20 protein-coding genes are annotated in these 21925 nt (G+C 45.8%); 15 read left to right on the forward strand and 5 right to left on the reverse strand.

Going from position 1 to position 21925, the window contains the following annotated elements; all coding sequences use genetic code 11:
• Positions 1-94 precede the first annotated feature (94 nt).
• Genes H6A32_RS02430 through H6A32_RS02445 form a run of 4 tightly spaced genes read left to right on the forward strand, consistent with a single transcriptional unit; the run spans position 95 to position 4697 of the window.
• Positions 95-2104, forward strand: coding sequence for a glycoside hydrolase family 31 protein (locus H6A32_RS02430; RefSeq protein ID WP_138373008.1), 2010 nt, complete (start codon positions 95-97; stop codon positions 2102-2104).
• A gap of 14 nt (positions 2105-2118) precedes the next feature.
• Positions 2119-2760, forward strand: coding sequence for an endonuclease III domain-containing protein (locus H6A32_RS02435; RefSeq protein ID WP_087166795.1), 642 nt, complete (start codon positions 2119-2121; stop codon positions 2758-2760).
• A 17-nt stretch (positions 2761-2777) separates the two neighbouring features.
• Positions 2778-3719: a putative ABC transporter permease gene (locus H6A32_RS02440; protein ID WP_243128497.1), complete on the forward strand. Its 942-nt coding sequence runs from the start codon at positions 2778-2780 to the stop codon at positions 3717-3719.
• Positions 3720-3737: 18 nt separating this feature from the next.
• Positions 3738-4697, forward strand: a complete 960-nt coding sequence (locus tag H6A32_RS02445) for a DMT family transporter (protein WP_204863667.1) — start codon at positions 3738-3740, stop codon at positions 4695-4697.
• 40 nt (positions 4698-4737) lie between these two features.
• Here H6A32_RS02445 and H6A32_RS02450 read toward each other — a convergent pair whose 3' ends face one another.
• Positions 4738-5619: an AraC family transcriptional regulator gene (locus H6A32_RS02450; RefSeq protein ID WP_204863668.1), complete on the reverse strand. Its 882-nt coding sequence runs from the start codon at positions 5617-5619 to the stop codon at positions 4738-4740.
• Positions 5620-5761: 142 nt separating this feature from the next.
• Between H6A32_RS02450 and H6A32_RS02455 the strand changes: the two genes are divergently transcribed.
• From H6A32_RS02455 to H6A32_RS02495, 9 genes are all read left to right on the forward strand, one after another.
• Positions 5762-9067: a DUF5107 domain-containing protein gene (locus tag H6A32_RS02455; protein ID WP_346342226.1), complete on the forward strand. Its 3306-nt coding sequence runs from the start codon at positions 5762-5764 to the stop codon at positions 9065-9067.
• A 13-nt stretch (positions 9068-9080) separates the two neighbouring features.
• On the forward strand, positions 9081-9416 hold the full coding sequence (locus H6A32_RS02460) for an ureidoglycolate lyase (protein WP_204863669.1): 336 nt from the start codon (positions 9081-9083) through the stop codon (positions 9414-9416).
• 355 nt (positions 9417-9771) lie between these two features.
• Positions 9772-9984: a FeoA family protein gene (locus H6A32_RS02465; protein ID WP_087166801.1), complete on the forward strand. Its 213-nt coding sequence runs from the start codon at positions 9772-9774 to the stop codon at positions 9982-9984.
• 49 nt (positions 9985-10033) lie between these two features.
• A complete protein-coding gene (locus tag H6A32_RS02470) occupies positions 10034-10252 on the forward strand; it encodes a FeoA family protein (RefSeq protein ID WP_087252235.1) in 219 nt (72 codons plus the stop codon).
• 59 nt (positions 10253-10311) lie between these two features.
• Entirely contained in the window at positions 10312-12498 is a 2187-nt protein-coding gene (gene feoB / locus H6A32_RS02475) for a ferrous iron transport protein B (protein ID WP_138373015.1), read from the forward strand.
• 127 nt (positions 12499-12625) lie between these two features.
• A complete protein-coding gene (locus tag H6A32_RS02480) occupies positions 12626-12802 on the forward strand; it encodes a FeoB-associated Cys-rich membrane protein (RefSeq protein WP_087166804.1) in 177 nt (58 codons plus the stop codon).
• 260 nt (positions 12803-13062) lie between these two features.
• The gene (locus H6A32_RS02485) at positions 13063-13425 is read left to right on the forward strand and encodes a heavy-metal-associated domain-containing protein (protein ID WP_087166805.1); all 363 of its coding nucleotides are present in this window, start codon (positions 13063-13065) and stop codon (positions 13423-13425) included.
• 234 nt (positions 13426-13659) lie between these two features.
• Positions 13660-14862 (forward strand): class I SAM-dependent rRNA methyltransferase, encoded by a 1203-nt coding sequence (locus H6A32_RS02490; RefSeq protein WP_118636766.1) that lies wholly within the window; start codon positions 13660-13662, stop codon positions 14860-14862.
• A 15-nt stretch (positions 14863-14877) separates the two neighbouring features.
• Positions 14878-15750, forward strand: coding sequence for an aldose 1-epimerase family protein (locus tag H6A32_RS02495; protein ID WP_191435069.1), 873 nt, complete (start codon positions 14878-14880; stop codon positions 15748-15750).
• A gap of 167 nt (positions 15751-15917) precedes the next feature.
• On the opposite strand, the gene H6A32_RS02500 is transcribed toward H6A32_RS02495, so the two are convergent.
• Genes H6A32_RS02500 through H6A32_RS02515 form a run of 4 tightly spaced genes read right to left on the reverse strand, consistent with a single transcriptional unit; the run spans position 15918 to position 18946 of the window.
• A complete protein-coding gene (locus H6A32_RS02500) occupies positions 15918-16466 on the reverse strand; it encodes an HdeD family acid-resistance protein (protein WP_204863670.1) in 549 nt (182 codons plus the stop codon).
• Positions 16467-17411, reverse strand: coding sequence for a radical SAM protein (locus H6A32_RS02505; RefSeq protein WP_243128498.1), 945 nt, complete (start codon positions 17409-17411; stop codon positions 16467-16469).
• A 49-nt stretch (positions 17412-17460) separates the two neighbouring features.
• The gene (locus H6A32_RS02510; protein ID WP_204863671.1) at positions 17461-18231 is read right to left on the reverse strand and encodes an HAD family hydrolase; all 771 of its coding nucleotides are present in this window, start codon (positions 18229-18231) and stop codon (positions 17461-17463) included.
• Positions 18232-18244: 13 nt separating this feature from the next.
• Entirely contained in the window at positions 18245-18946 is a 702-nt protein-coding gene (locus H6A32_RS02515; RefSeq protein ID WP_204863672.1) for a helix-turn-helix domain-containing protein, read from the reverse strand.
• Positions 18947-19154: 208 nt separating this feature from the next.
• Between H6A32_RS02515 and pepT the strand changes: the two genes are divergently transcribed.
• Complete coding sequence (gene pepT / locus H6A32_RS02520; protein ID WP_204863673.1) at positions 19155-20375, forward strand: peptidase T; 1221 nt, start codon at positions 19155-19157, stop codon at positions 20373-20375.
• Positions 20376-20388: 13 nt separating this feature from the next.
• Complete coding sequence (locus H6A32_RS02525; RefSeq protein WP_204863674.1) at positions 20389-21894, forward strand: YfcC family protein; 1506 nt, start codon at positions 20389-20391, stop codon at positions 21892-21894.
• Positions 21895-21925 lie beyond the last annotated feature (31 nt).

The following is a 21925-nucleotide window of genomic DNA, read 5'->3' on the forward strand; positions in this document are numbered from 1 at the left end:
ATTTTTATTCTAAAATTGCAGGTTTCGTTTGACAACAGGAAAAAACAGTGATTAGATAGGAGTATGCAATTATGAGAAGAAAGGAAGAAAGAGTATGATCAGCAGATATACATATGGAAGTTGCATTGAAACCGGTGCGGTGCCGGAAAAGCCAGAGATCGAGGCGGGAGCGCTTCCTTTTTTTGTGGTAGATGAAGAACAGATGACTTTGACATACCGGATGGCGGAACACGACCGGGTATACGGACTGGGGGAAAATCTGCGCGGAATCAACAAGCGTGGATGGATCTATGAAAGCAAATGTACGGATGACCCGAATCATATGGAAGAAAAGCGTTCTCTTTATGCTGCCCATAACTTTTTTGTAGTGGACGGTTCGGAGACGTTTGGCGTTTTCGTGGACTATCCGGGAATTGTAAGTTTTGATATTGGATATACGAAGATGGAGGAACTGAAAATTCAGGCATCGGACTGGAATCTGGATGTTTACGTGATTACAGGCATGGATGTGAAAGATATTGTAAAGCAGTTCCGGAAAATGATCGGACGCAGTTACATTCCGCCGCTGTGGGCATTTGGATATGGACAGAGCCGCTGGGGATACCGGAGTGAGGATGATGTCCGGGAAGTGGTGAAAGCGTACCGGGATCTTCAGATTCCGTTGGACAGCGTATATCTGGATATCGATTATATGGAGCGGTATAAGGATTTTACCCTCAATCAGGAAACATTTCCGGATTTTCCGGACTTTGTAGAAGAAATGAAGAAGGAAAACATTCACCTGGTACCGATTATCGATGCCGGCGTGAAGGAAGAAAAGGGATATCCGGTATATGAAGAGGGAATCGAGAAGGGATACTTCTGCAAAAAAGAAGACGGGACTCCGTTTGTGGCAGCAGTCTGGCCGGGCAGAGCCTTATTCCCGGATATGCTCAATACCGAGGCGCGTAACTGGTTTGGAGATCAGTACCGTTTTCTTCTGGATCAGGGGATCGAGGGCTTCTGGAACGACATGAATGAGCCGTCCATCTTTTATACGGAGGACAGCCTGAAGGCGGTCATGGAAAAAATCGATACCTATAAAGGAAAAAATCTGGATCTGGACAGTTTCTCTGAATTCCAGGGGCTTGTGGGAGGCCTTTCCAACAATCCGGAAGACTATAAAGCATTTTACCATGATATGGACGGTGTCCGGGTGCGCCATGACCGGGTGCACAACCTGTTTGGATACAATATGACAAAGGCGGCAGGAGAAGCGTTTGAACGTCTGGAACCGGACAAGAGAATTCTCATGTTTTCTCGTTCTTCCTATATCGGTATGCACCGGTATGGCGGAATCTGGCAGGGTGACAACAAGTCCTGGTGGTTCCACCTGCTTTTAAATATCAAGATGATGCCGTCTTTGAATATGTGCGGTTTCCTCTATACAGGAGCGGATCTGGGCGGATTCGGCGCAGATACGACAGAGGAACTTCTGATGCGCTGGCTGGAGTTCGGCATTTTCACGCCGCTCATGCGGAACCATTCCGCCGCGGGAACAAGGGAGCAGGAAGTCTACCGGTTTGGAAATACAGCAGGATTCCGGCATGTGATCGGACTGAGATACCGGCTTATCCCGTATCTTTACAGTGAATATATGAAAGCGGCGCTCCGCGGCGAAATGATGTTCCGCCCGCTGGCCTTTGATTATCCGGACGATAAGTATGCCGCTCAGGTGGAGGATCAGCTGCTTCTTGGCAATGAGCTGATGCTTGCCCCGGTCTATGAGCAGAACGCGAGAGGGCGTTATGTTTACCTGCCTGAGACGATGAAGATGGTACGCTTTAAGGAGGACGGAACGATGGAGACAGAGATCCGTCCGGCAGGACATCAGTACATCGATGTGGAACTGACAGATGTTGTATTTTTCATGCGTCCGGATACGCTGATTCCGCTGGCAAAACCGGCACAGTGTACGCAGGACATTGATTTTGAGCATCTGGAGCTTTTGAAATTTGTGCAAAATGAGATGGCATCTTATGAATATTATCATGATGACGGATACAGCAAGGATTATGAAAATCCGGAACATCTCTCTCTTCTTTTTTCAACGACAGAAGAATAAAATGGAGTGAAAAAATGACCAAAAAAGAGCTGACATTAGAAGTAATTGAAAGATTGAGAAAAGAATATCCGGACGCGGACTGCACGCTGGATTACAATGAGGCGTGGAAGCTTCTGATCAGTGTCCGGCTGGCGGCACAGTGCACCGATGCGAGAGTCAATGTGGTGGTGCAGGATCTGTATGCCCAATATCCGGATATCAACGCAGTGGCGGATGCACCTGTGGAAAAGATTGAAGAAATTGTGCGTCCGTGTGGATTAGGAAAGAGTAAGGCAAGAGATATCAGCGCCTGTATGAAGATCCTGAGAGACGAGTACGGCGGACAGGTTCCGGACGATTTTGACGCCCTGTTGAAACTCCCGGGTGTCGGCAGAAAAAGTGCAAACCTGATTATGGGAGACGTCTTCGGAAAACCTGCCATTGTGACCGACACGCATTGTATTCGTCTGGTAAACAGAATCGGTATTGTGGATGGCATCAAGGAGCCGAAAAAAGTAGAGATGGAGCTCTGGAAACTGGTGCCGCCGGAAGAGGGGAGCAGTTTCTGCCACCGTCTTGTTTACCATGGGCGGGATGTCTGTACAGCAAGAACAAAGCCGTACTGTGACAAATGCTGTTTAAGTGATCTGTGCGGAAAAAACGGGGTTGACAATTAATAAGGAGGAAAATGCGATTGACCTATCAATATACCTTTATTCAGTGGCTGCTGTTTTTCTTCATTTACTGTTTTCTCGGATGGGTATGGGAGAGCTGCTATGTTTCCATAAAGAAGAGGGAATGGATTAACAGAGGATTCCTGCACGGACCGATGCTGCCCATTTATGGAAGCGGTGCGATTATCGTGCTTTTATGTACAATTGGAGTAAGAGATCAGGTGATTCTGATATTTATTTTCGGAATGACAGGGGCAACCATTCTGGAATACGTGACAGGGGCCTGCATGGAGCGGCTTTTCCGGGTACGGTACTGGGACTACAGCCATATGCCGCTGAATCTGAAGGGCTATATCTGTCTCCCGGTTTCGCTTGGCTGGGGTGTGTTTTCTGTGCTTCTTGTGCGGGTGATCCATGTACCGATCGAAAATGCTGTCCTTCAGATTCCGGAACGGATTGCAGAAGCGGTAACTGTCCTTTGCTCCTCTGCGTTTGCTGCAGACTTTACCCTGTCATTCGGCGAGGCAATGGATCTGAGGGATATGCTGATCCGGTTAAGTGACAGCAATGAAAAAATCCAAAGACTGCAGAAGCGTCTCGAAGTTGTTTCCGCATTTGCGGAGGATGGACTGATGCAGTATCAGATGAAACGGGAAGAACGAAAGATGTCCCGGAAAGAATTCCTGGAAGGAATGATCGAACGGCAGAGAGAAAACCGTCGTATGATGCTTGTGGAGCTTATTGACAGAGTCAACGAGTCCATAGATGCCGGTCTGGAGAAGCGGGAAGAGCTTCAGAAAATTAAAACACAGATCGAGCAGGAATTTAAGAACATCGGCTCTTTGACGAACCGGGCGGCAAGACGTTCCGCAAGACTGCTGCACCGAAATCCGAATACGGTATCGAAGAGATATGCCGAAGCGTTAAAGCAGGTACAGGAAATGCTGAAGAAAAAGAAATAGGAATGAGGAAAAAACAACATGAAAAAAGAAAAGCTTTTGACCAACGGATGGGTGGTGGCCATCGGGGCCATCATCAGCTGTGCGTTGTGGGGAAGTGCTTTTCCGTGCATTAAAATCGGATATAAGCTGTTGAATATCGCCGCGGATGATGTCAGCACACAGATTTTATTTGCGGGGGTGAGATTTACACTTGCCGGCGTGCTGAGCATTGTATTTGAAAGCATCATAGAAAGAAGAGTACTGCTTCCGAAAAAAAGTTCCATTGGAAATATTCTGAAGCTGTGTATGATGCAGACGGTCATCCAGTACCTCTTCTTCTATGTCGGACTGGCACACTCAAGCGGGGTGACCGGATCGATCATCACGGGAACAAACAGTCTTCTTACGATTCTGATTGCCTGCTTCATCTTCCGCCAGGAAAAAATGACGCTTCCGACCATGATCGGGTGTGTGATCGGTCTTGCCGGTGTCGTTGTAGCAAATCTTGGAGGGGGTTCCATCGGAACACAGATGCACCTTAATGGAGAGGGATTTGTCTTTATTGCGGCATTATTTTATGCGATCTCATCTATCTATCTGAAGAAATATTCGCAGCAGGATGATCCGGTCATGTTAAGCGGCTATCAGTTCCTTGTGGGAGGACTGATCCTTTCCGTGCTTGGATTTGCAACAGGCGGACGTCTGTCAGGATTTACCTTGCAGTCATCCCTTCTGCTTTTGTATCTCGGATTTTTATCCGCCATGGCTTACGCACTCTGGGGTATTCTTCTGAAATACAATCCGGTGTCCCGCGTAGCGATTTACGGCTTCACCAATCCGGTAATCGGGGTACTCTTATCAGCGCTGCTTCTTGGAGAAGGTGGCCAGGCATTTTCCGCAAAAAATCTGCTGGCACTGTTGCTGGTATGTACGGGAATTATTGTCGTGAACCTGTGGAAAAAGAAGGAAGGGGAACAAAAGGTGCCTCAGGCAGAATAAAATAAAGAAACTTTATTAAATCGGGAATGGTTCATTGGAATCATTCCCGATTTTTATGAGCAGAAGGCGAAGAGGAGAGGGTGCCGCTTGTGCGATACTGGCCTGGAGTGCATCCTTCCCATTTTTTGAAAGTATTACAAAAACTGGTTTCGCTCTGAAATCCTGTACGAAACGCAATTTCTTTTATGGAAGTGCCGGAAGATTTTAAAAGAAATTTTGCTGCGGAAATTCGGGTGGCGATTAGATAATGGTGGGGTGTCATTCCGGTTTCTTTTGCGAAGATCCTTGTGAAATGATATGGACTGACATTCGCCTGTTTTGCAAGTGTAGTCAGCGTGAGGGATTCATGAAAGTGTTCATTTATATAGGTGATGGTATCCGTAATAGAGGAAGTGCGAAGGGCGCTTCTCTTTTTGCTCTGCCCGGAAAAGAGAAGAATGTTTAAAATACGGGTAATATAATCGGAGAGAGCATGTTCTTCCAGCGGAGAAGAAGTACGGAAAATTTCATAAATCCGGGAGAGCAGTCCGCCTGGAACTTCCGGATGCGCAGGGGCAATAACCGGACCGCATTCAGACAGAATTTCATCATGGTAAGCGCGGGCGAGAGGACCGTCAAAATGCAGCCAGACAGCCTCCCAGGAATCCTCACTGCCATAGCTGTGAGGGTGGTAGCAGTCCAGCAGAACAAACTGTCCGGCTGAGGCGGTACAGGATTGTGAGCCGGCCGAAACAGTGCAGGTTCCTTTTGAAATATACATGATCAGAAAATTGTCAAAATGATTTCTTTCTATGAAATAACCCGGCTCATAGATAAAATATCCGGTCAGGAGCGGATAGAGGTAGAGCTTTCGGGCAAGGGCGCTTGGGGTGTAGACATAGTAGTCTGACTGAGGTGAAACTTTGAATTCGGTAGAACGCATATGATACCTCCATTTCTTTTAATGCTATTGTAAAGCAATTATCTGTAAAACGCAAAAGAAACAGCAATTTTTTTAAATAGATGAACAAGAAACAATAATGATTTCGCGGAAAATGCATATTACAATATGGTTAAAATAATAAATGCAGACGAGGAGTATCAATATGGAGGAAGTAAAGATCTGGGAAGAAGAGGTAGTCATTCCTACCTACGAGATTGGGGAACCGGATAAAAACCCGATGTTTCTGGAAAAGAGAGTCTATCAGGGCAGCAGTGGAAAGGTGTATCCTTATCCGACGATAGAAAAGATCAGTCAGGAAAAGACAGATAAAGTTTACAAGGCAGTATTTCTTGAGAATCAGTATATTAAAGTGATGATTCTTCCGGAACTTGGCGGACGGATCCAGAGGGCCTATGATAAGACGAACGAATACGATTTTGTATATTATAACCGTGTCATTAAGCCGGCGCTGGTCGGACTTCTGGGACCATGGATTTCCGGGGGAATTGAATTCAACTGGCCGCAGCATCACCGGCCGACGACATTCATGCCGGTAGATTATCTGATTCAGGAACATGAAGACGGAAGTAAGACACTTCTTGTCAATGATGTGGATCAGATGTATGGGACAAAAGGAATTGCAGGATTTACGCTGTATCCGGATAAGGCGTACATTGAAATCAGAGGACAGCTTTACAATCGGACCGCGCTGCCGCAGACCTTTCTGTGGTGGGCAAATCCGGCCGTTGCGGTTAACGACTACACGCAGTCAATCTTTCCGCCGGATGTCCATTCGGTAATGGATCATGGAAAAAGAGATGTTTCCCGTTTCCCGATTGCCAACGGGGTGTATTATAAACACGATTACAGTGAGGGAGTTGACATTTCACGATATAAAAATATTCCTGTGCCAACTTCTTATATGGCGGAAAAGTCTGACTATGATTTCGTGGGAGGCTATGATTATCAGAAAGAGGCTGGAATTCTGCATGTGGCAGACCACCACATTTCACCGGGCAAGAAGCAGTGGACCTGGGGATGCGGGGAATTCGGAAAAGCATGGGACCGGAATCTGACGGACGAGGATGGACCGTATATTGAACTGATGACGGGAGTATATACGGACAATCAGCCGGATTTTACATGGTTAAAGCCGTTTGAAGAGAAGACCTTCTGCCAGTATTTCATGCCGTACAAAAAGGTCGGACCGGTAAAAAATGCGTCGATTCACGCAGCTTTAAATATGGAAGTACGAAAAGAGGGCCTGTATGTCTGCGTATATGGTACACAGCCATATGATGACGCGGAAGTTGTGGTGACAAAACAAGGAGAAAGAATCTATTCGGAACGTTGTATGATCTCGCCGGTAGATATTTATGAGAAGGTGCTGGACATTACGGTGGAAAAAGAATCGGATCTCAAAGTTCAGGTGTTTTCCGGAGAAGAACTGCTTGTGGAATATCAGCCGGAAGATGCTGGAATTCCGGAGCTTGCAAAGCCGGCGGAGGCGGCAAAAGATCCGGAAGAGATTATGACAAATGAGGAACTGTTCCTCACCGGACAGCACATTGAGCAGTACCGGCATGCGACGTATCTGCCGGATCCATACTATCTGGAAGGATTAAAAAGGGATCCGGGTGATATACGAATCAATAACGCATATGGACTTCTGCTGATGCGAAGAGGATGTTTTGAGGAGGCTGAATCCTGTTTCCGGAAAGCGTTGCAGAGGTTGACCTGGAAAAATCCAAATCCATATGACAGTGAGCCGTACTATAATCTGGGACTGGCATCGTTTTATCAGGGGAAAATGGAAAAAGCTTTTGACGCATTTTATAAGGCAACCTGGTCAAATGAACAGCAGGAAATGTCCTTTTATTATCTGGCGGCGATTGAGTCGGGAAGAGGGCATTATGAGGCTGCGTTGGAGTTCGTCAACAAGGGGCTGGTGAAAAATGTGCACAATATCAAAGCAAGAGGTCTGAAAGCAGTGATATTGCGAAAGCTTGGGAAACAGGAAGAAGCAAAGCGGCAGATCGAAGAAAATCTGAAGGTGGATCCGTTCGACTTTGTGTCTATGTTTGAGAATGCTTTATTGGAAAAGGACAGTCCGGATGCACTCGCTGAGATGAATAAGCGGATGAGAAACTTTGGGGAATCCTATTTGCAGGCAGCCAGAGACTATGCAGAATCCGGAAATTATGAGGAAGCGGTTGCGATTCTGGCACAATGTACGGAAGAAAAGCCGATGCTTTACTATTACAAAGGGTATTATCTGCACTGCATGGGCAGTACCACGGAAGCAAAAGCGGTTTATGAAACAGCTGAAATGTGCAGTCCGCTTTATTGTTTCCCGAACAAGCTGGAAGATATTGCAGTATTGAAGGATGCGATCGCAGCCTGCAGTGATGGAGCAAAAGCATACTATTATCTGGGAAATCTTTATTATGACAAGCTGCAGTTTGATCGGGCTGTTGCTTTATGGGAGGAATCAGAAAAGCGGGATGACAGTTTCCCGACGGTTCATAGAAATCTGGCGATTGCTTATTATAATAAGAAAAAGGATCCGACGAGAGCACAGGAAGAGCTGGAGCGGGCATATGAACTGGACGAGACGGATGCACGGGTGTTCCTGGAACTGGATCAGTTATATAAAAAGCTGGAAGTCCCGTTTGAACAGCGGATCCAGAATTATGAAAAGCATCCGGAAGTCATAGAAGAAAGAGATGACGTACGGATTGAATATATTACATTACAAAATCTGCTCGGAAACTACAAGAAAGCATATGAATCAATTATGTCCCACACATTTCGTCCATGGGAAGGAGCAGAAGGAAAAATTACGACTCAGTATAAGATTGCACTTCTTGAGATGGCAAAAGAATGTATTGATGCAAAAGAATACGGACAGGCAAAGGACTATCTTGAGAAGGCGCTCAGGTATCCTGAAAATCTTGGAGAAGGACGTCTGGAGGGAACGAAAGATAATCATATTTACTATTATCTGGGAATTTGCAATAAGGCGCTTGGAAAAGAGCAGGAGGCGCACGGATACTTTGAACGGGCTTCTCTGGGAGACATCGAACCTGCCGGAGTAATGTATTACTATGATCAGCCGGCGGATATGATTTTGTATCAAGGACTGGCAAAACGGGAGCTGGGTAAGGAAAAGGAAGCCAGATCACGGTTCTTTAAGCTGCTTGATTACGGGGAACAACATCTGAATGATGAAATGCGGATTGAGTATTTTGCGGTTTCCCTTCCGGATTTTCTGATTTTTGAAGATGACCTGAACAGGAAAAACAAAGCTCACTGCTGGTATTTAATGGGGCTTTCTTCTTTGGGACTGGGCGAGCTTCAAAAGGCAGAAGGGTTTTTTGACAAGGCGCTGTCATACGATGCCAATCATCAAAATGCACGGATGTACCGGAAAATGACACAAAAGTAACAGGAGGAAGAAAATGAAAAAATTACAGTCTGTTCAAAGAGAAGCATTTTTACCATATGGAGAGGTCCTGGAATTTCCGGCCGGCATAGAAGAAACATTCTGTATTATTACTACAGAAGAGAAGGAACCATGGAGGCTTGCCGTGTTCCGGTATACAAACAAAGAAATCCAACGGATGGAGTGTCACCCGACATCCCGGGAAAGTTTTGAACCGCTGCATGGGCTGACAGTTCTTGTGGCAGCCACGCATGAAAATCCGGAAGAATACGAAGCATTTATACTGGACAAGCCGGTATGCCTGAAGAAAGGGATCTGGCATCAGGTGCTGGCACTGACAGAGGAAGCATAGGTTAAGATTGTGGAGAATCTGGAAGTAAAGTCCGAATTTTATGATCTGGAAAAAGAGATCCGCGTTTTGGTAGGATAGATACCGCAAAGAAAACAGACACAGTGGAAAAGGCGTTGTAATCATGGACGGGAGTCTGTAATTACAGCGCCTTTTTGATAAATACCATGTATTTGACAGCCCCGAAGAGAAATCGGATTCATGACCGATTGAACAGGAAGCATAAAATTCTTAAATTATTAAGAAAGTATAAACACATGCTTGACAAAGGGAGTTAGTGGTAGTAAACTTGATAACAGTTAGAAGATGCTAACCGTTTTCCGAAAGGAAAAAGATTCTAATAAGCGGAGGGGATTCTATGCAGCCATTGATTTTTTTACAGCAGGGTGATAAGGCCTGGATTAAACGCGTAGGCGGAGCTGAGGAAACAAAACGCTTTCTTGCGGGACTCGGATTTGTTGAAAACGCGGAAGTCAGTGTGATTTCCAAATTGAACGGGAACCTGATTGTAAATATCAAGGATTCCAGAGTCGCGATCAATGAAGATATGGCCAAACGCATAATGGTATAGTCTGACGGAAAACACCGGCTGTTTTTAACCTATAGGAAGGAGAAGAAATATGACATTAAAAGACGCTGAAGTTGGTTCAACAGTAGTAGTAACCAGAATTGAAGGAGACGGGGCGTATAAGCGCCGGATCATGGATATGGGAATTACAAAAGGGAGCGAAATTTATATCAGAAAAGTAGCGCCTCTTGGAGACCCGGTAGAAATTACCGTGAGGGGATACGAACTCTCTGTAAGAAAAAATGATGCAGAGTGTGTACAGGTTAAGTAAAACTAACAATATTTTTTTGAACATGAGTTAACATAAACTAACTTGAGGAGGTAGGATTTATGGCAGTAAAAATTGCGCTCGCCGGAAACCCGAACTGTGGTAAGACGACGATGTTCAATGCCTTGACGGGAGCGAATCAATACGTTGGGAACTGGCCTGGCGTTACCGTTGAGAAAAAAGAAGGAAAGGTGAAAAGCAGAAAAGGGAAGGAGGAAGTGATCGTAACAGACCTTCCTGGAATCTATTCTCTTTCACCATATACACTGGAGGAAGTTGTCAGCCGTGATTATCTTCTGAATGAAGATCCGGATGTCATTATTGATCTGGTAGACGCGACAAACATTGAGAGAAACCTGTATCTGACAACACAGCTCATCGAGACAGGAATTCCGGTTGTAATCGCGTTAAACATGAGCGATCTTCTGGCAAAGAACAATATTAAAATCGACGTAAAAAGACTGAGCATGCTGATTGGCTGCCCGATTATTGAAACATCCGCTTTAAAAGGCACAGGATTGAATGAAGTGATTGACGAAGCCGTGAAAGTTGCGAAAAAGTCCGAACACAAGCTTCCGGGAGAAATCTTTGAAGAAGATATTGAAAAAGCGGTTTCTGACGTGCAGGGAATGCTGCCGGATTCTATCAGTGAAAACAAGAAAAGATGGTATGCGGTGAAACTTCTGGAGCGCGACAGCAAAGTCAAAGAAAACAAGAAGTTTCCACATGCAGTATTAAATCAGGCAGAGACAGAGGCAAAAGAACTGGAAAAAGTACACGATGATGATATGGAAAGTATCATTACCGATGGACGCTATAATTACATACAGAAGCTTGTAGCATCTACTGTGAAAAAGGCAAAAGGACAGCTTACTGTTTCTGACAAGATCGACCGGATTGTGACAAACCGTATTCTCGGTATTCCGATTTTCCTTATAGTTATGGCGGTTGTGTACTACATTTCCGTTACGACAATCGGTACGATTGTAACAGACTGGACGAATGACGTTTTTGTAGTGGCAATTCAGGATGCGGTTTCATCCGGGCTTGGCGCGATCGGCGCAGGGGATCTTGTGACAGGGCTTGTTGTAGACGGCATTATCGGCGGTGTCGGCGCGGTACTCGGATTTGTACCGCAGATGGCAATTCTCTTCCTGTTCCTGTCTCTCCTTGAGGACTGCGGATACATGGTTCGTATCGCATTCGTTATGGACCGTATTTTCCGTCACTTCGGACTTTCGGGAAAGAGCTTTATTCCTCTTCTGATCTCTTCAGGATGCGGTATCCCGGGAATCATGGCCTCCAAGACCATCGAGCAGGATAATGACAGACGACTTACTATTATGACAGCAACCTTCATCCCATGCGGAGCAAAACTTCCGGTTATTGCCCTTATGGGAGGCGTTATGGCAAGCTATGCGACAGGAAGCTATGTGGCAGGCGGATTTGTTGCTCCGCTGATGTACTTCATCGGAATTCTGGCGGTACTTGTATCCGCAATCATTTTAAAGAAGACAAAACCATTTTCCGGAAAGCCGGCTCCGTTCGTAATGGAGCTTCCACAGTACCACATTCCGTCTGCAAAGACAGTACTGATGCATGTATGGGAAAGACTGAAAGGCTTCATTATTAAAGCCGGAACGATTCTCTTCCTCGCATGTGTAGTGATGTGGTTCCTCGGAGGATTCGGATTTGCAGACGGAGGATTCGGAATGGTAGAGGACAGCAACAACAGTCTCCTTGCGGTAATCGGCGGCGTGATCGCTCCGCTTTTTGCACCACTCGGCTTTGGGGAATGGCAGCCGGTGGCAGCATCCCTGTCCGGATTCACAGCAAAAGAAGCGATCGTATCCACGATGGGTGTTCTTGCGAACGTAGCAGGGGATACCGAAGATGCAGTTAACGTTGCACAGGGCGTGGCAGCATGGTTCCCGACAACCATCGCGGCATTCTCTTTCCTGCTGTTCAACCTGCTTGACTCTCCGTGCCTTGCAGCGATTGCCACAATGGCGCAGCAGATGCAGTCCAGAAAATGGTTCTGGTTTGCAATCGCATTCCAGAATATATTCGCATACCTTGTATGCTTAAGCGTATACCAGATCGGAAGCTTTGTAATGGGTGGAGCATTCGGAATCGGAACAGCAGCCGGATTTATCGTAGCAATCATTTTCCTGGTTTTACTGTTCAGACCGGATCCGTACAAAAACCAGAAAGTCTATACCAAAACTTCTGTTCAGGCAGCAAGATAAGAGGTATAATAAAGAAAGCTGGCTATGATTTACCATGGCCGGCTTTCATGAACATTTCAAGAAATTATTATTAAACAATTCAGAAAGAACATACAAACACATATGAATAGAAGGAGGGAACAAAACCATGATAGCAGGTATTGCCGATATCATTATCCTTGCACTGGTACTTGGATATTGCGGATATATTATTTACAGAAAACATCAGGATAAAAAGAGCGGGAAAGGAGGCTGCGCAGGATGCAGCGGCTGCTCCGGTTCATGCGCGGGCTGCAGCGCTTCCCTCTATCAGAAAAAGAAATAAACAGCCGAATGAAAACAGCCCGATTGTTCAGGAAAGAAGGTAGAAAAATGGGCGATACAAACTCCATGCTCTATGCCATCGGCGCATTCATTCTCATCTATCTCATTGCGATGGGAATTTACCAGCTGGTTCTCTGGATCAGAAAAAAACGGAAAAACCGATAGGACAGACAGCAGATTACAGATATTCAGTACGGATATTTAAAGTTATTACAGAGATTTTTTCCCAAAATGTAAAAGAAGAAATAAAGGAGTAAAAATATGGTAGACATCATTATCTTACTCATCGTATTAGTTATCATCATCTTCGCAGTCAAAGGAACCATTAAACACTTCAAAGGCGAAGGAGCCTGCTGCGGAGGAGGAAGCAAAGGACTGATCAAAACCGAAGAAAAGAAACTGCAGCATCCAAAAATCGGAGAAAAAACAGTAAAAATCTCCGGCATGCACTGCGAACACTGCGCAGAAAACGTGACCAGATCCATCAACAGAATCGACGGCGCAGCCGCCAAAGTAAGCTTCAAAAAATCACAGGCCATCGTATCCTACGACCGCCAGATCTCAGACGACGACATCCGGAACGCCGTCAAAAAAGCAGGCTACGAAGTAGTAGAAATTATATAATTTTTCATTAACGGGGACGTGTTCCGATGCATCGGAACACGTCCCCGTTGGCGAAATTGTAGAATGTTTTTGAAAGTGTTGTGTTTTCTGGGATTGGGGTGGTTTTTAATGGATTTTGACCTGTCCCCGATGGTGAATTTTCAGAAGATTCGGAATATATGGAAATGGGAGACGGGATCAGGGGGATGTGATATGATAAGGGAGAATTGAAAGTGAAAGATGGGAGATTGAGATATGAGTTTTGCTGTTGTGACGTTGAAAAAGGGGGAGGGCCGGATGTTGAAGTCCGGTGGTGCCTGGATTTTTGATAATGAGATCGATAGTGTATTGGGTGAGTTTGATGATGGGGATATCGTGCTTGTCCATGATTTTGACGGGTATCCGATGGGCAGGGGATTTATTAACCGGCATTCAAAGATTCGTGTGCGGATGCTGACGAGGAATATTGATCAGGAGATTGATGAGGAGTTTTTCCGTATGCGCCTGAAAGATGCATGGGAGTACCGGAAAAAAACGGTGGATACATCGAGCTGCCGGATTGTGTTTGGCGAGGCGGATTTTCTTCCGGGCATGGTGATTGATAAGTTCTCGGATGTGCTGGTGTTTCAGGCGCTTGCTCTGGGAATTGACCGATATAAGGAACTGTTGATTGAGCTGCTCCGGGAGATTCTTTTGGAGGATGGTATCAGGATCCGCGGTGTGTATGAGCGCAGTGACGCGAAGGAGAGAGAGAAGGAAGGACTGAAAAAGGTGAAAGGATTCCTCGGAGAGGAATTTGATACGAATGTTGAGATCGTGGAGAATGGTGTCCGTTATATTGTGGATGTGAAGGATGGTCAGAAGACCGGATTTTTCCTGGATCAGAAGTATAATCGTCTGGCGATTCAGAAGCTCTGCAAGAATGCAAAGGTGCTGGATTGTTTTACACATACCGGATCGTTTGCACTGAATGCGGGAATTGCGGGCGCGGAGAGTGTGCTTGGTGTGGATGCGTCGGATCTGGCGGTAAATCAGGCCAGGGAGAATGCGGATCTGAACGGGCTTTCCGACCGGGTGAAATTTATCAGCCGGGACGTGTTTGAACTGCTTCCGGAGCTGGAGAAGCAGGGAGAAAAGTATGATGTTGTGATTCTGGATCCGCCGGCGTTTACGAAGTCCAGAAGTTCGATTAAAAATGCGGTGAAAGGCTACCGGGAAATCAACCTGCGTGGCATGAAGCTGGTAAAAGACGGTGGTTTTCTTGCAACCTGTTCCTGTTCTCATTTCATGGACTATGAGCTGTTTACGAAGACAATCGCTCAGGCTGCGAAAAATGTGCATGTAAGGCTCCGTCAGGTGGAATTCAGGACGCAGTCTCCGGATCATCCGATCCTGTGGGCGGCGGATGAATCGTATTATTTGAAGTTTTATATTTTTCAGGTCTGTCGTGACCGGTAAAAGGAGGAACAGTCTATGTTTTGTTTGAAAAATGAAGAACTGACACTGGAAATCGCTTCTCATGGAGCGGAGATGAGGTCTTTAAAGGACAATCAGACCGGACAGGAGTATCTGTGGGATGCGGATCCGGCTTTCTGGAAACGGACGTCCCCGGTGCTTTTCCCTCTGGTTGGAAACTACCGGGATAAGGAGAGTATCTATGAGGGAAAGACGTATTCGATGTCGCAGCATGGCTTTGCCAGGGATATGGATTTTACTGTGACGGAAGAAGCGGAAAATGAAATCTGGTTTGAGCTGCATGAAACGCCGGAAACAAAGGAAAAGTATCCGTTTGATTTCTGCCTGTCCATTGGCTACAGACTGGAAGGCAGAAGCGTGAAAGTGATGTGGAAAGTGGAAAATACAAATGAGAAGACAATGTATTTTTCCATCGGCGGTCACCCGGCGTTTGTCTGTCCGATTTCCGGGAAGGGAAAACAGACAGATTACCGGCTGCGTTTTGACGCGGAAGGTCCGGTGGTCTCCAGCCTCATCGGAGAGGGCGGCCTTCTGACAGAGGAAAAGGCCGAATATCAGCTGGAAAATGGAGAAATGCAGATCGCAGAAGACCTGTTTTCAAGAGACGCGCTGGTTATTGAAAACGACCAGGCACACAACGTAGCTCTTGTAGATCCGGAAGGAAATGCCTATGTGACAGTTGAGTTTGACGCACCGCTCTTTGGAATCTGGGCCCCGAAAGGCGGCAAGGCTCCGTTTGTCTGTATAGAACCGTGGTACGGAAGATGCGACCGGGCGGACTTCAGTAAGAAGCTGGAAGAAAGAGAATGGGGAAATATGCTGGAACCGGGCGGGATCTTTGAGAAATCCTACACGATCACAGTAGGATAAACCGCAAAATAGAACAATAAACTCAGCAAATCAAAAATAGAAAACAGAGGTGCCGGAGCTTTTCTGTACGTAATACCCGTACGAAGAAGTCCGCACCTCTGTTTTTCTATTGTGATGAGAAACTGTCCCGAATTTCAAATCGTTCTAAACTTTCAGAATATTTCAAATTAGAGATATTTTCGATACAGATAAATTCCCCACAGATCGAAGCATCCGTCTGCCAGCAGTGTAAATCCGAGAAAACGGACAAAGAGAATCGTCGTCTCAAACGGATTGGCAATCAGAATAAGTCCGAAAAGTGCCAGCACCAGTGCCAGAATCATGGAAATCCACCATCCGTCATAGTCAAGTCTCCGCAGTCGAAGTGACCGCTGAAGGATTCCGATGGCATCCAGCAGAATAATGATTCCAAGGACAAATGGCAGAATGGAAAGAATAATCCGCGGCTGTACCAGGCAGACGACTCCGACGACAATCAGAATCACGCCAAGAATCAGATCCATCTGAAAGGCGGATTCATATTCTTTTCTGCGCAGATAGGAGAACAGTCTGATTCCGCCGTAAAGCAGAGCTGCAATGCCGAGAAAGATGCAGAACAGACGGGTCAGTTCGGTAGGCTTGATCAAAAGTACAATTCCAAGTACAACATAGAGAAACGCCAGTATGTTGTGGCTGAAATGGAGCGTATACTCGTCTCCGGAATGTTTATATTTCATTTAGATTCTCCTTTCTATTCCTTCCAGATTAAAAGCAGGAGTGTACTCCTCCTTTGCGCTGGATTTTTCCTGCATATATCCATCAGTCATTCCGAGGCGTACTGCCTCATCCAGAACCTTTTCATATTCGTAGGTAGTGATACGTCGATTAATTTCCGGAAAATCGGATGCGTGGTAAAAAGGTGTATACTGGCTCATCAGGCTTAAAAGGAAGCTGCCCTTTTCCAGATGGTCCGCCATCCAGTGCAGAAGACGGATCGAATCAGCTTTTTGTCCCGGAAGAACCATATGCCGCACAATGACGCCTTTCTCCAGAACTCCCTGCTGGTTAAACCGGGGAATGCCGGTCTGGCGGATCATTTCCGGAATGGCCCTGGATGCATAGAAAAAATAATCTCCTGCACGGGAATATTTCTGCGCAATGCCTGTATCATAGTATTTCAGATCCGGAAGAAAAATATCAATATAACCGGAGAGAAGCTGAAGGCTTTCCAACCGTTCATAGCCGCTGCAGTTATAGACAACAGGAACCCGGATCCGGTCTTTAACCAGGTCTAATGCAGAAACGACAGACGGCAGGTACTGGTCTGCAGTGACCAGACTGATATTTTCAGCCCCCTGTTCCTGAAGATCCAGAAAAATCCGGGCAAGTTCTTCCGTGGAAATCTTTTTCCCAAATCCCTCCTGACTGATCTGATAATTCTGGCAAAAGCAGCATTTTAATGTGCAGCCGCTGAAAAATACAGTTCCGCTTCCTCCGGATCCGCTGATACATGGCTCTTCCCAGAAATGAAGGGCGGCTCTGGCCGCCGTGATTTCATCGGTACATCTGCAGAAACCGGTCTTGCTGGTCCGGTCGGCATGGCACATTCGGGGACAGAGCGTGCAGTCCTGATACATGAGCTTCAAATCCATCCCGGAGGATGGATGCGGTACAGTCGTCATAATATATTCCTCTCTTTTTTTGCAAATTCCGGTAACTGTGCAGACAGGTTTATAAAAGGGTTCGGATGACCTCTTCTACCGAAGAAGTCTGATGTGCGGCGTAGCGCTCCGCCCCTTTTGCACAGGTATCCATCGCATAGCTGTTTGGAGTGAATGCAAGCATCTCAATATCATTATACTGATCGCCGAACGTCATACATTCCTCCGGACGGATTTCAAGAGCAGAGGCGATAGCCGCAAGTCCGGTTCCCTTATCTGCATTCGGTGCAATAAAATCAAACCAGATATTTCCGGAGGTGACAATTTTAATACGATCCTGATACTTTTCGCGGAAATATCCGAACGAACGGTCTGCACCGTCAAAGTTACAGATTGCAACTTTCAGGCACAGAGCATCCAGCTGTGTCAGATCATCTGCAAGCTCCACATCATAGTGGACATAATTTTTAATATGGTCGTAAAGACGGTCATTTCCTTTTTCAACGTAGCACTTTTCCGGGCTGGAATAAAGAAGCGAGCAGTCCGGCTGACGGCGTGCTTCCAGAATAATTTCGTTGGCAAGATCCCGGTCAATCTGGCCGGAAGCAACCATTTTTCCCTCATGCATACAAAGAGAACCGTTTTCCGCAACATAGGAAATTTCATCCTGAAGCGGCGCAAAGAGACGGCGGATATTGGCGTACTGGCGGCCGCTTGCAGCGACAAAATGAATGCCTTTTTTCCTGAGGGCAGGAAGCAGTTCAAAAACTTCCGGAGATAGAGCCTGCGCTCCGTTTTTCAAAAGCGTACCGTCAAGGTCGCTGGCGATTAATCGTATCATGACAAATTCCTCCTTATCTGACATTACGGACCACAAGACAGTGTGACTGCTTCAGTTCCCGGAAGTCTTCTCTGGAAAATGTTAAAAGGTCCATTAAATGTTTTCTGTCCGTAAGTTCGCTCCGGGACAGAACCGTTTTAAAAACAACAGGGAGCATAGTATAGTTTGAAAGCCCGGAGACAAGTCCAAGCTGCTGGTTCGAGTTGACCAGATTTTTTACGCAGGAAATCATAACATGCTCAGTAGAAGAAATCTGGTTGTGAAGGATATAGGTTCCGAGGAATCCGTTTTCAGAGTAGTCTCCGGTATAAAAGCCGCTGCAGCTTCCGGGATTTTTAAAATCGCGGACATCATTATAAAGATGAACGCGGTAAGGATCATCAGGAGAAACCGGAGGATACTGTTCAATAAGGCTGCGGACAATATCCTTTTCAGAACCGCTGTATGTATACATATATATAACCTCGGCATTATGATCAGTCTCAGAATGCTCATTAGAAGGAACCGAGGTGCCGGAAAGAAGGGCAGACGGTGAAATACGGAGAATTTTTGCCGTTTCAAGAAACGTTGTCATATCCAGGGAAATCTCGCCTTTTTCATATTTGGAAATCGTTGAGATGCTTTTATGGAGTTTATCGGACATCTCTTTTAAAGTCATATTATAGGCGGTACGATATTTTTTTATATTTTGTCCGATGATTTTATTGACACCCATATCAAAAACCTTTCATAATAATCGATTATTTTATGAAAAATGCACAAAGAGCTTGGCGCCGAAAAAATTAAGCAGGAATCTTTGTGCTTTTTCGACTGAGCCTATAATATCATGAGAAAAATTTTCGTGTCAAGAAAACGAAGAAGATTTGCGGGAAATACGTTCAGCTTATAAAATAGTTCCAGATAAAAACGGAAGGAGAAAAAAGATGCAGGTAGAAGAGAGGCTTATGAGGTACATTACCGTAAAGACGCCGTGTGATGAGAATGTGGAATGTGTACCGACAACAAAATGTCAGTTTGACCTTGCGGAAATTCTGGTCCGGGAACTGAAAGAGCTTGGAATAGAGGACGCAAGACTGGATGCCCATTGTTTTGTATATGGGACCTTAAAAGCGACGGAAGGATACGAGAACCGGAAAAAAATCGGATTTATAGCCCATATGGATACTGTATCCGAATTCTGTGAAGGAGAAATCACTCCGGTTCGCTTGGAGAATTACAACGGGGAAGACATAAAGCTGAAAGAATGCGGCAGGGTAATCAGTACGGAGGATTTCCCTCACCTGAAAGAGTGGAAAGGAAGAACCCTGATCACTTCAGACGGGCGTACCATTCTTGGAGTGGATGATAAGGCCGGAATTGCAGAAATTATGGAGATGCTCCGGATCGTTATTGAGGAGAAAATTCCGCATGGACAGATCAGTGTTGCGTTTACGCCGGATGAAGAATGTGGTTTGGGGGCCGCATACTTTGATCTGGACGCTTTTGATGCGGATGTGGCCTATACTCTGGATGGAGATGGCGAGGGAGAAATTCAGTACCAGAATTTCAATGCCTGTGAAGCAAGATTTTCAGTAGAAGGGAAAAGCGTCCATCCGGGATCAGCCAAGAACGTGATGATCAATGCGGTACTTCTGGCAGCAGAAATCAATCAGATGCTCCCGAAATATGAAACGCCGAGATATACAGAAGGATATGAAGGCTTTTATCATCTTCTGACCATTCACGGAGATGAAAGCCATGCGGTAATGGAGTATATTGTACGTGACCATGATGAGACAAGTTTCCGTGCAAGAAAGGAAACACTCCGGCATATTGAAAAATCCATGAATGAAATCTGGGGTGAAGGAACTGTTTCCCTTGAACTGAAAGATGAATATAAAAACATGGAATGTATTGTAAAAGATCATTTTTATCTGATCGAAAATGCAAAAAAAGCATGTGAGCTGGCAGGAGCCGTGCCTGTCATCTGCCCGATCAGGGGAGGTACGGATGGATGCAAGCTTTCTTTTAAAGGCCTTCCTTGTCCGAATCTTGGAACAGGAGGACATGGATATCATGGACCGCTGGAGCATGTATCGGTAGAAGGAATGGAAAAAGCGGTACAGATTATTGTAGAACTTGTAAAAATATTTGCAGAAAAGTAGAGGAAAACAGGATATGGAAAAGAAAAAGAAAAAGCTGTCGTTCCCGTCAGCATTGACCGTGTTGTTTATTGTTTTGATTTTTGCGGCGATCCTGACAGCGGTTGTGCCTGCGGGTCTGTATTCCAAGCTGGCTTATAACGCACAGACGGAAATGTTTGAAGTTACAAACCCGGAGGGCGAAATCACGGAAATGGATCCTACCCAGGAGACGCTGGATGAACTGGGAGTTACCGGAAATCTGGACAAATTTATGGATGGAACCATCAGCAAACCGGTTGCGATTCCGGGAACTTATGAAACAGTAGAACAAAACCCGCAGGGAGTTTTTGAAATTCTTCTGGCACCAATCAGCGGGGTATATGATTCGATTGATATCATTCTTTTTATCTTTGTTCTTGGTGGATGCATCGGTGTCCTGAATTATATGGGAGCATTCAATTCGGCGATAGCGGTTCTGTCAAAGATTACAAAGGGAAAGGAATACATTCTGATTGTCCTGATTACGATTATTATTGCGGCAGGAGGAACAACGTTCGGACTTGCGGAGGAGACGATCGCTCTGTATCCGATTCTGGTTCCCGTCTTTTTGGCGGCGGGGTATGATGTCATCGTGTGTATCGCAGCGATCTATATGGGATCATCGATCGGAACCATGTTCCCGACGATTAATCCGTTTTCAGTAGGAAACGCATCCAATGCGGCGGGAATCAGCCTGGCGGACGGAATGGGATTCCGTTTCGCGGCATTGATCATCGGTGTGATTATTACACTGGTTTATATTCTGCGCTATGCGAAAAAGGTAAAAGCGGATCCGACAAAATCAATCTGCTATGATCAGTACGAATATCATATGAAAAAGTTCGGGCATCAGGGGGAGGTTCCGGAATTTACAGGACGCATGAAACTTTCTCTGGCCGTGTTTGGAATTACTTTTGGGGTGCTTGTATGGGGACTGGTTGCAAAGCAGTGGTGGTTTGACAGCATGACCGCACTCTTTCTGGCGTGCGCGATCATTCTTGCCTTCACCTCCGGAATCGGAGAAAAGAACTTCATGGATCAGTTCATCGGCGGAGCAGCCGACCTGATGAGCGTTGCACTCGTTGTCGGTGTTGCCCGCGGAATTAATATCATTCTGGAAAATGGGATGGTGTCGGATACAATTCTGGCATTTTTCTCCGGAGCAATCAGCGGAATGAATCCGGTTCTGTTTATCATCCTGATGATGCTTGTATTTATCGTGCTTGGATTTTTCATTTCCTCTTCATCGGGACTGGCAGTGCTTTCTGTGCCGATTATGGCACCGCTTGCGGACACGGTGGGTGTATCCAGAGCGGCGATTGTTTCTGCTTATGCATACGGGCTCGGACTGATTTCCTTTATTACGCCGGCCGGACTGATTCTGGCTTCTCTTGCCATGGTAGATGTAACATACGATAAATGGCTGAAATTTATTATGCCGCTGATGGGAATCATGGCAGGATTCAGTGCGGTAATGCTTGTAATTCAGCTGTTCCTGTAGCGGATGACCAAGTCAGGGGACAGCAAGAGTG

This window comes from Drancourtella massiliensis (assembly GCF_016900655.1).
Lineage (GTDB): Bacteria > Bacillota > Clostridia > Lachnospirales > Lachnospiraceae > Sellimonas > Sellimonas catena.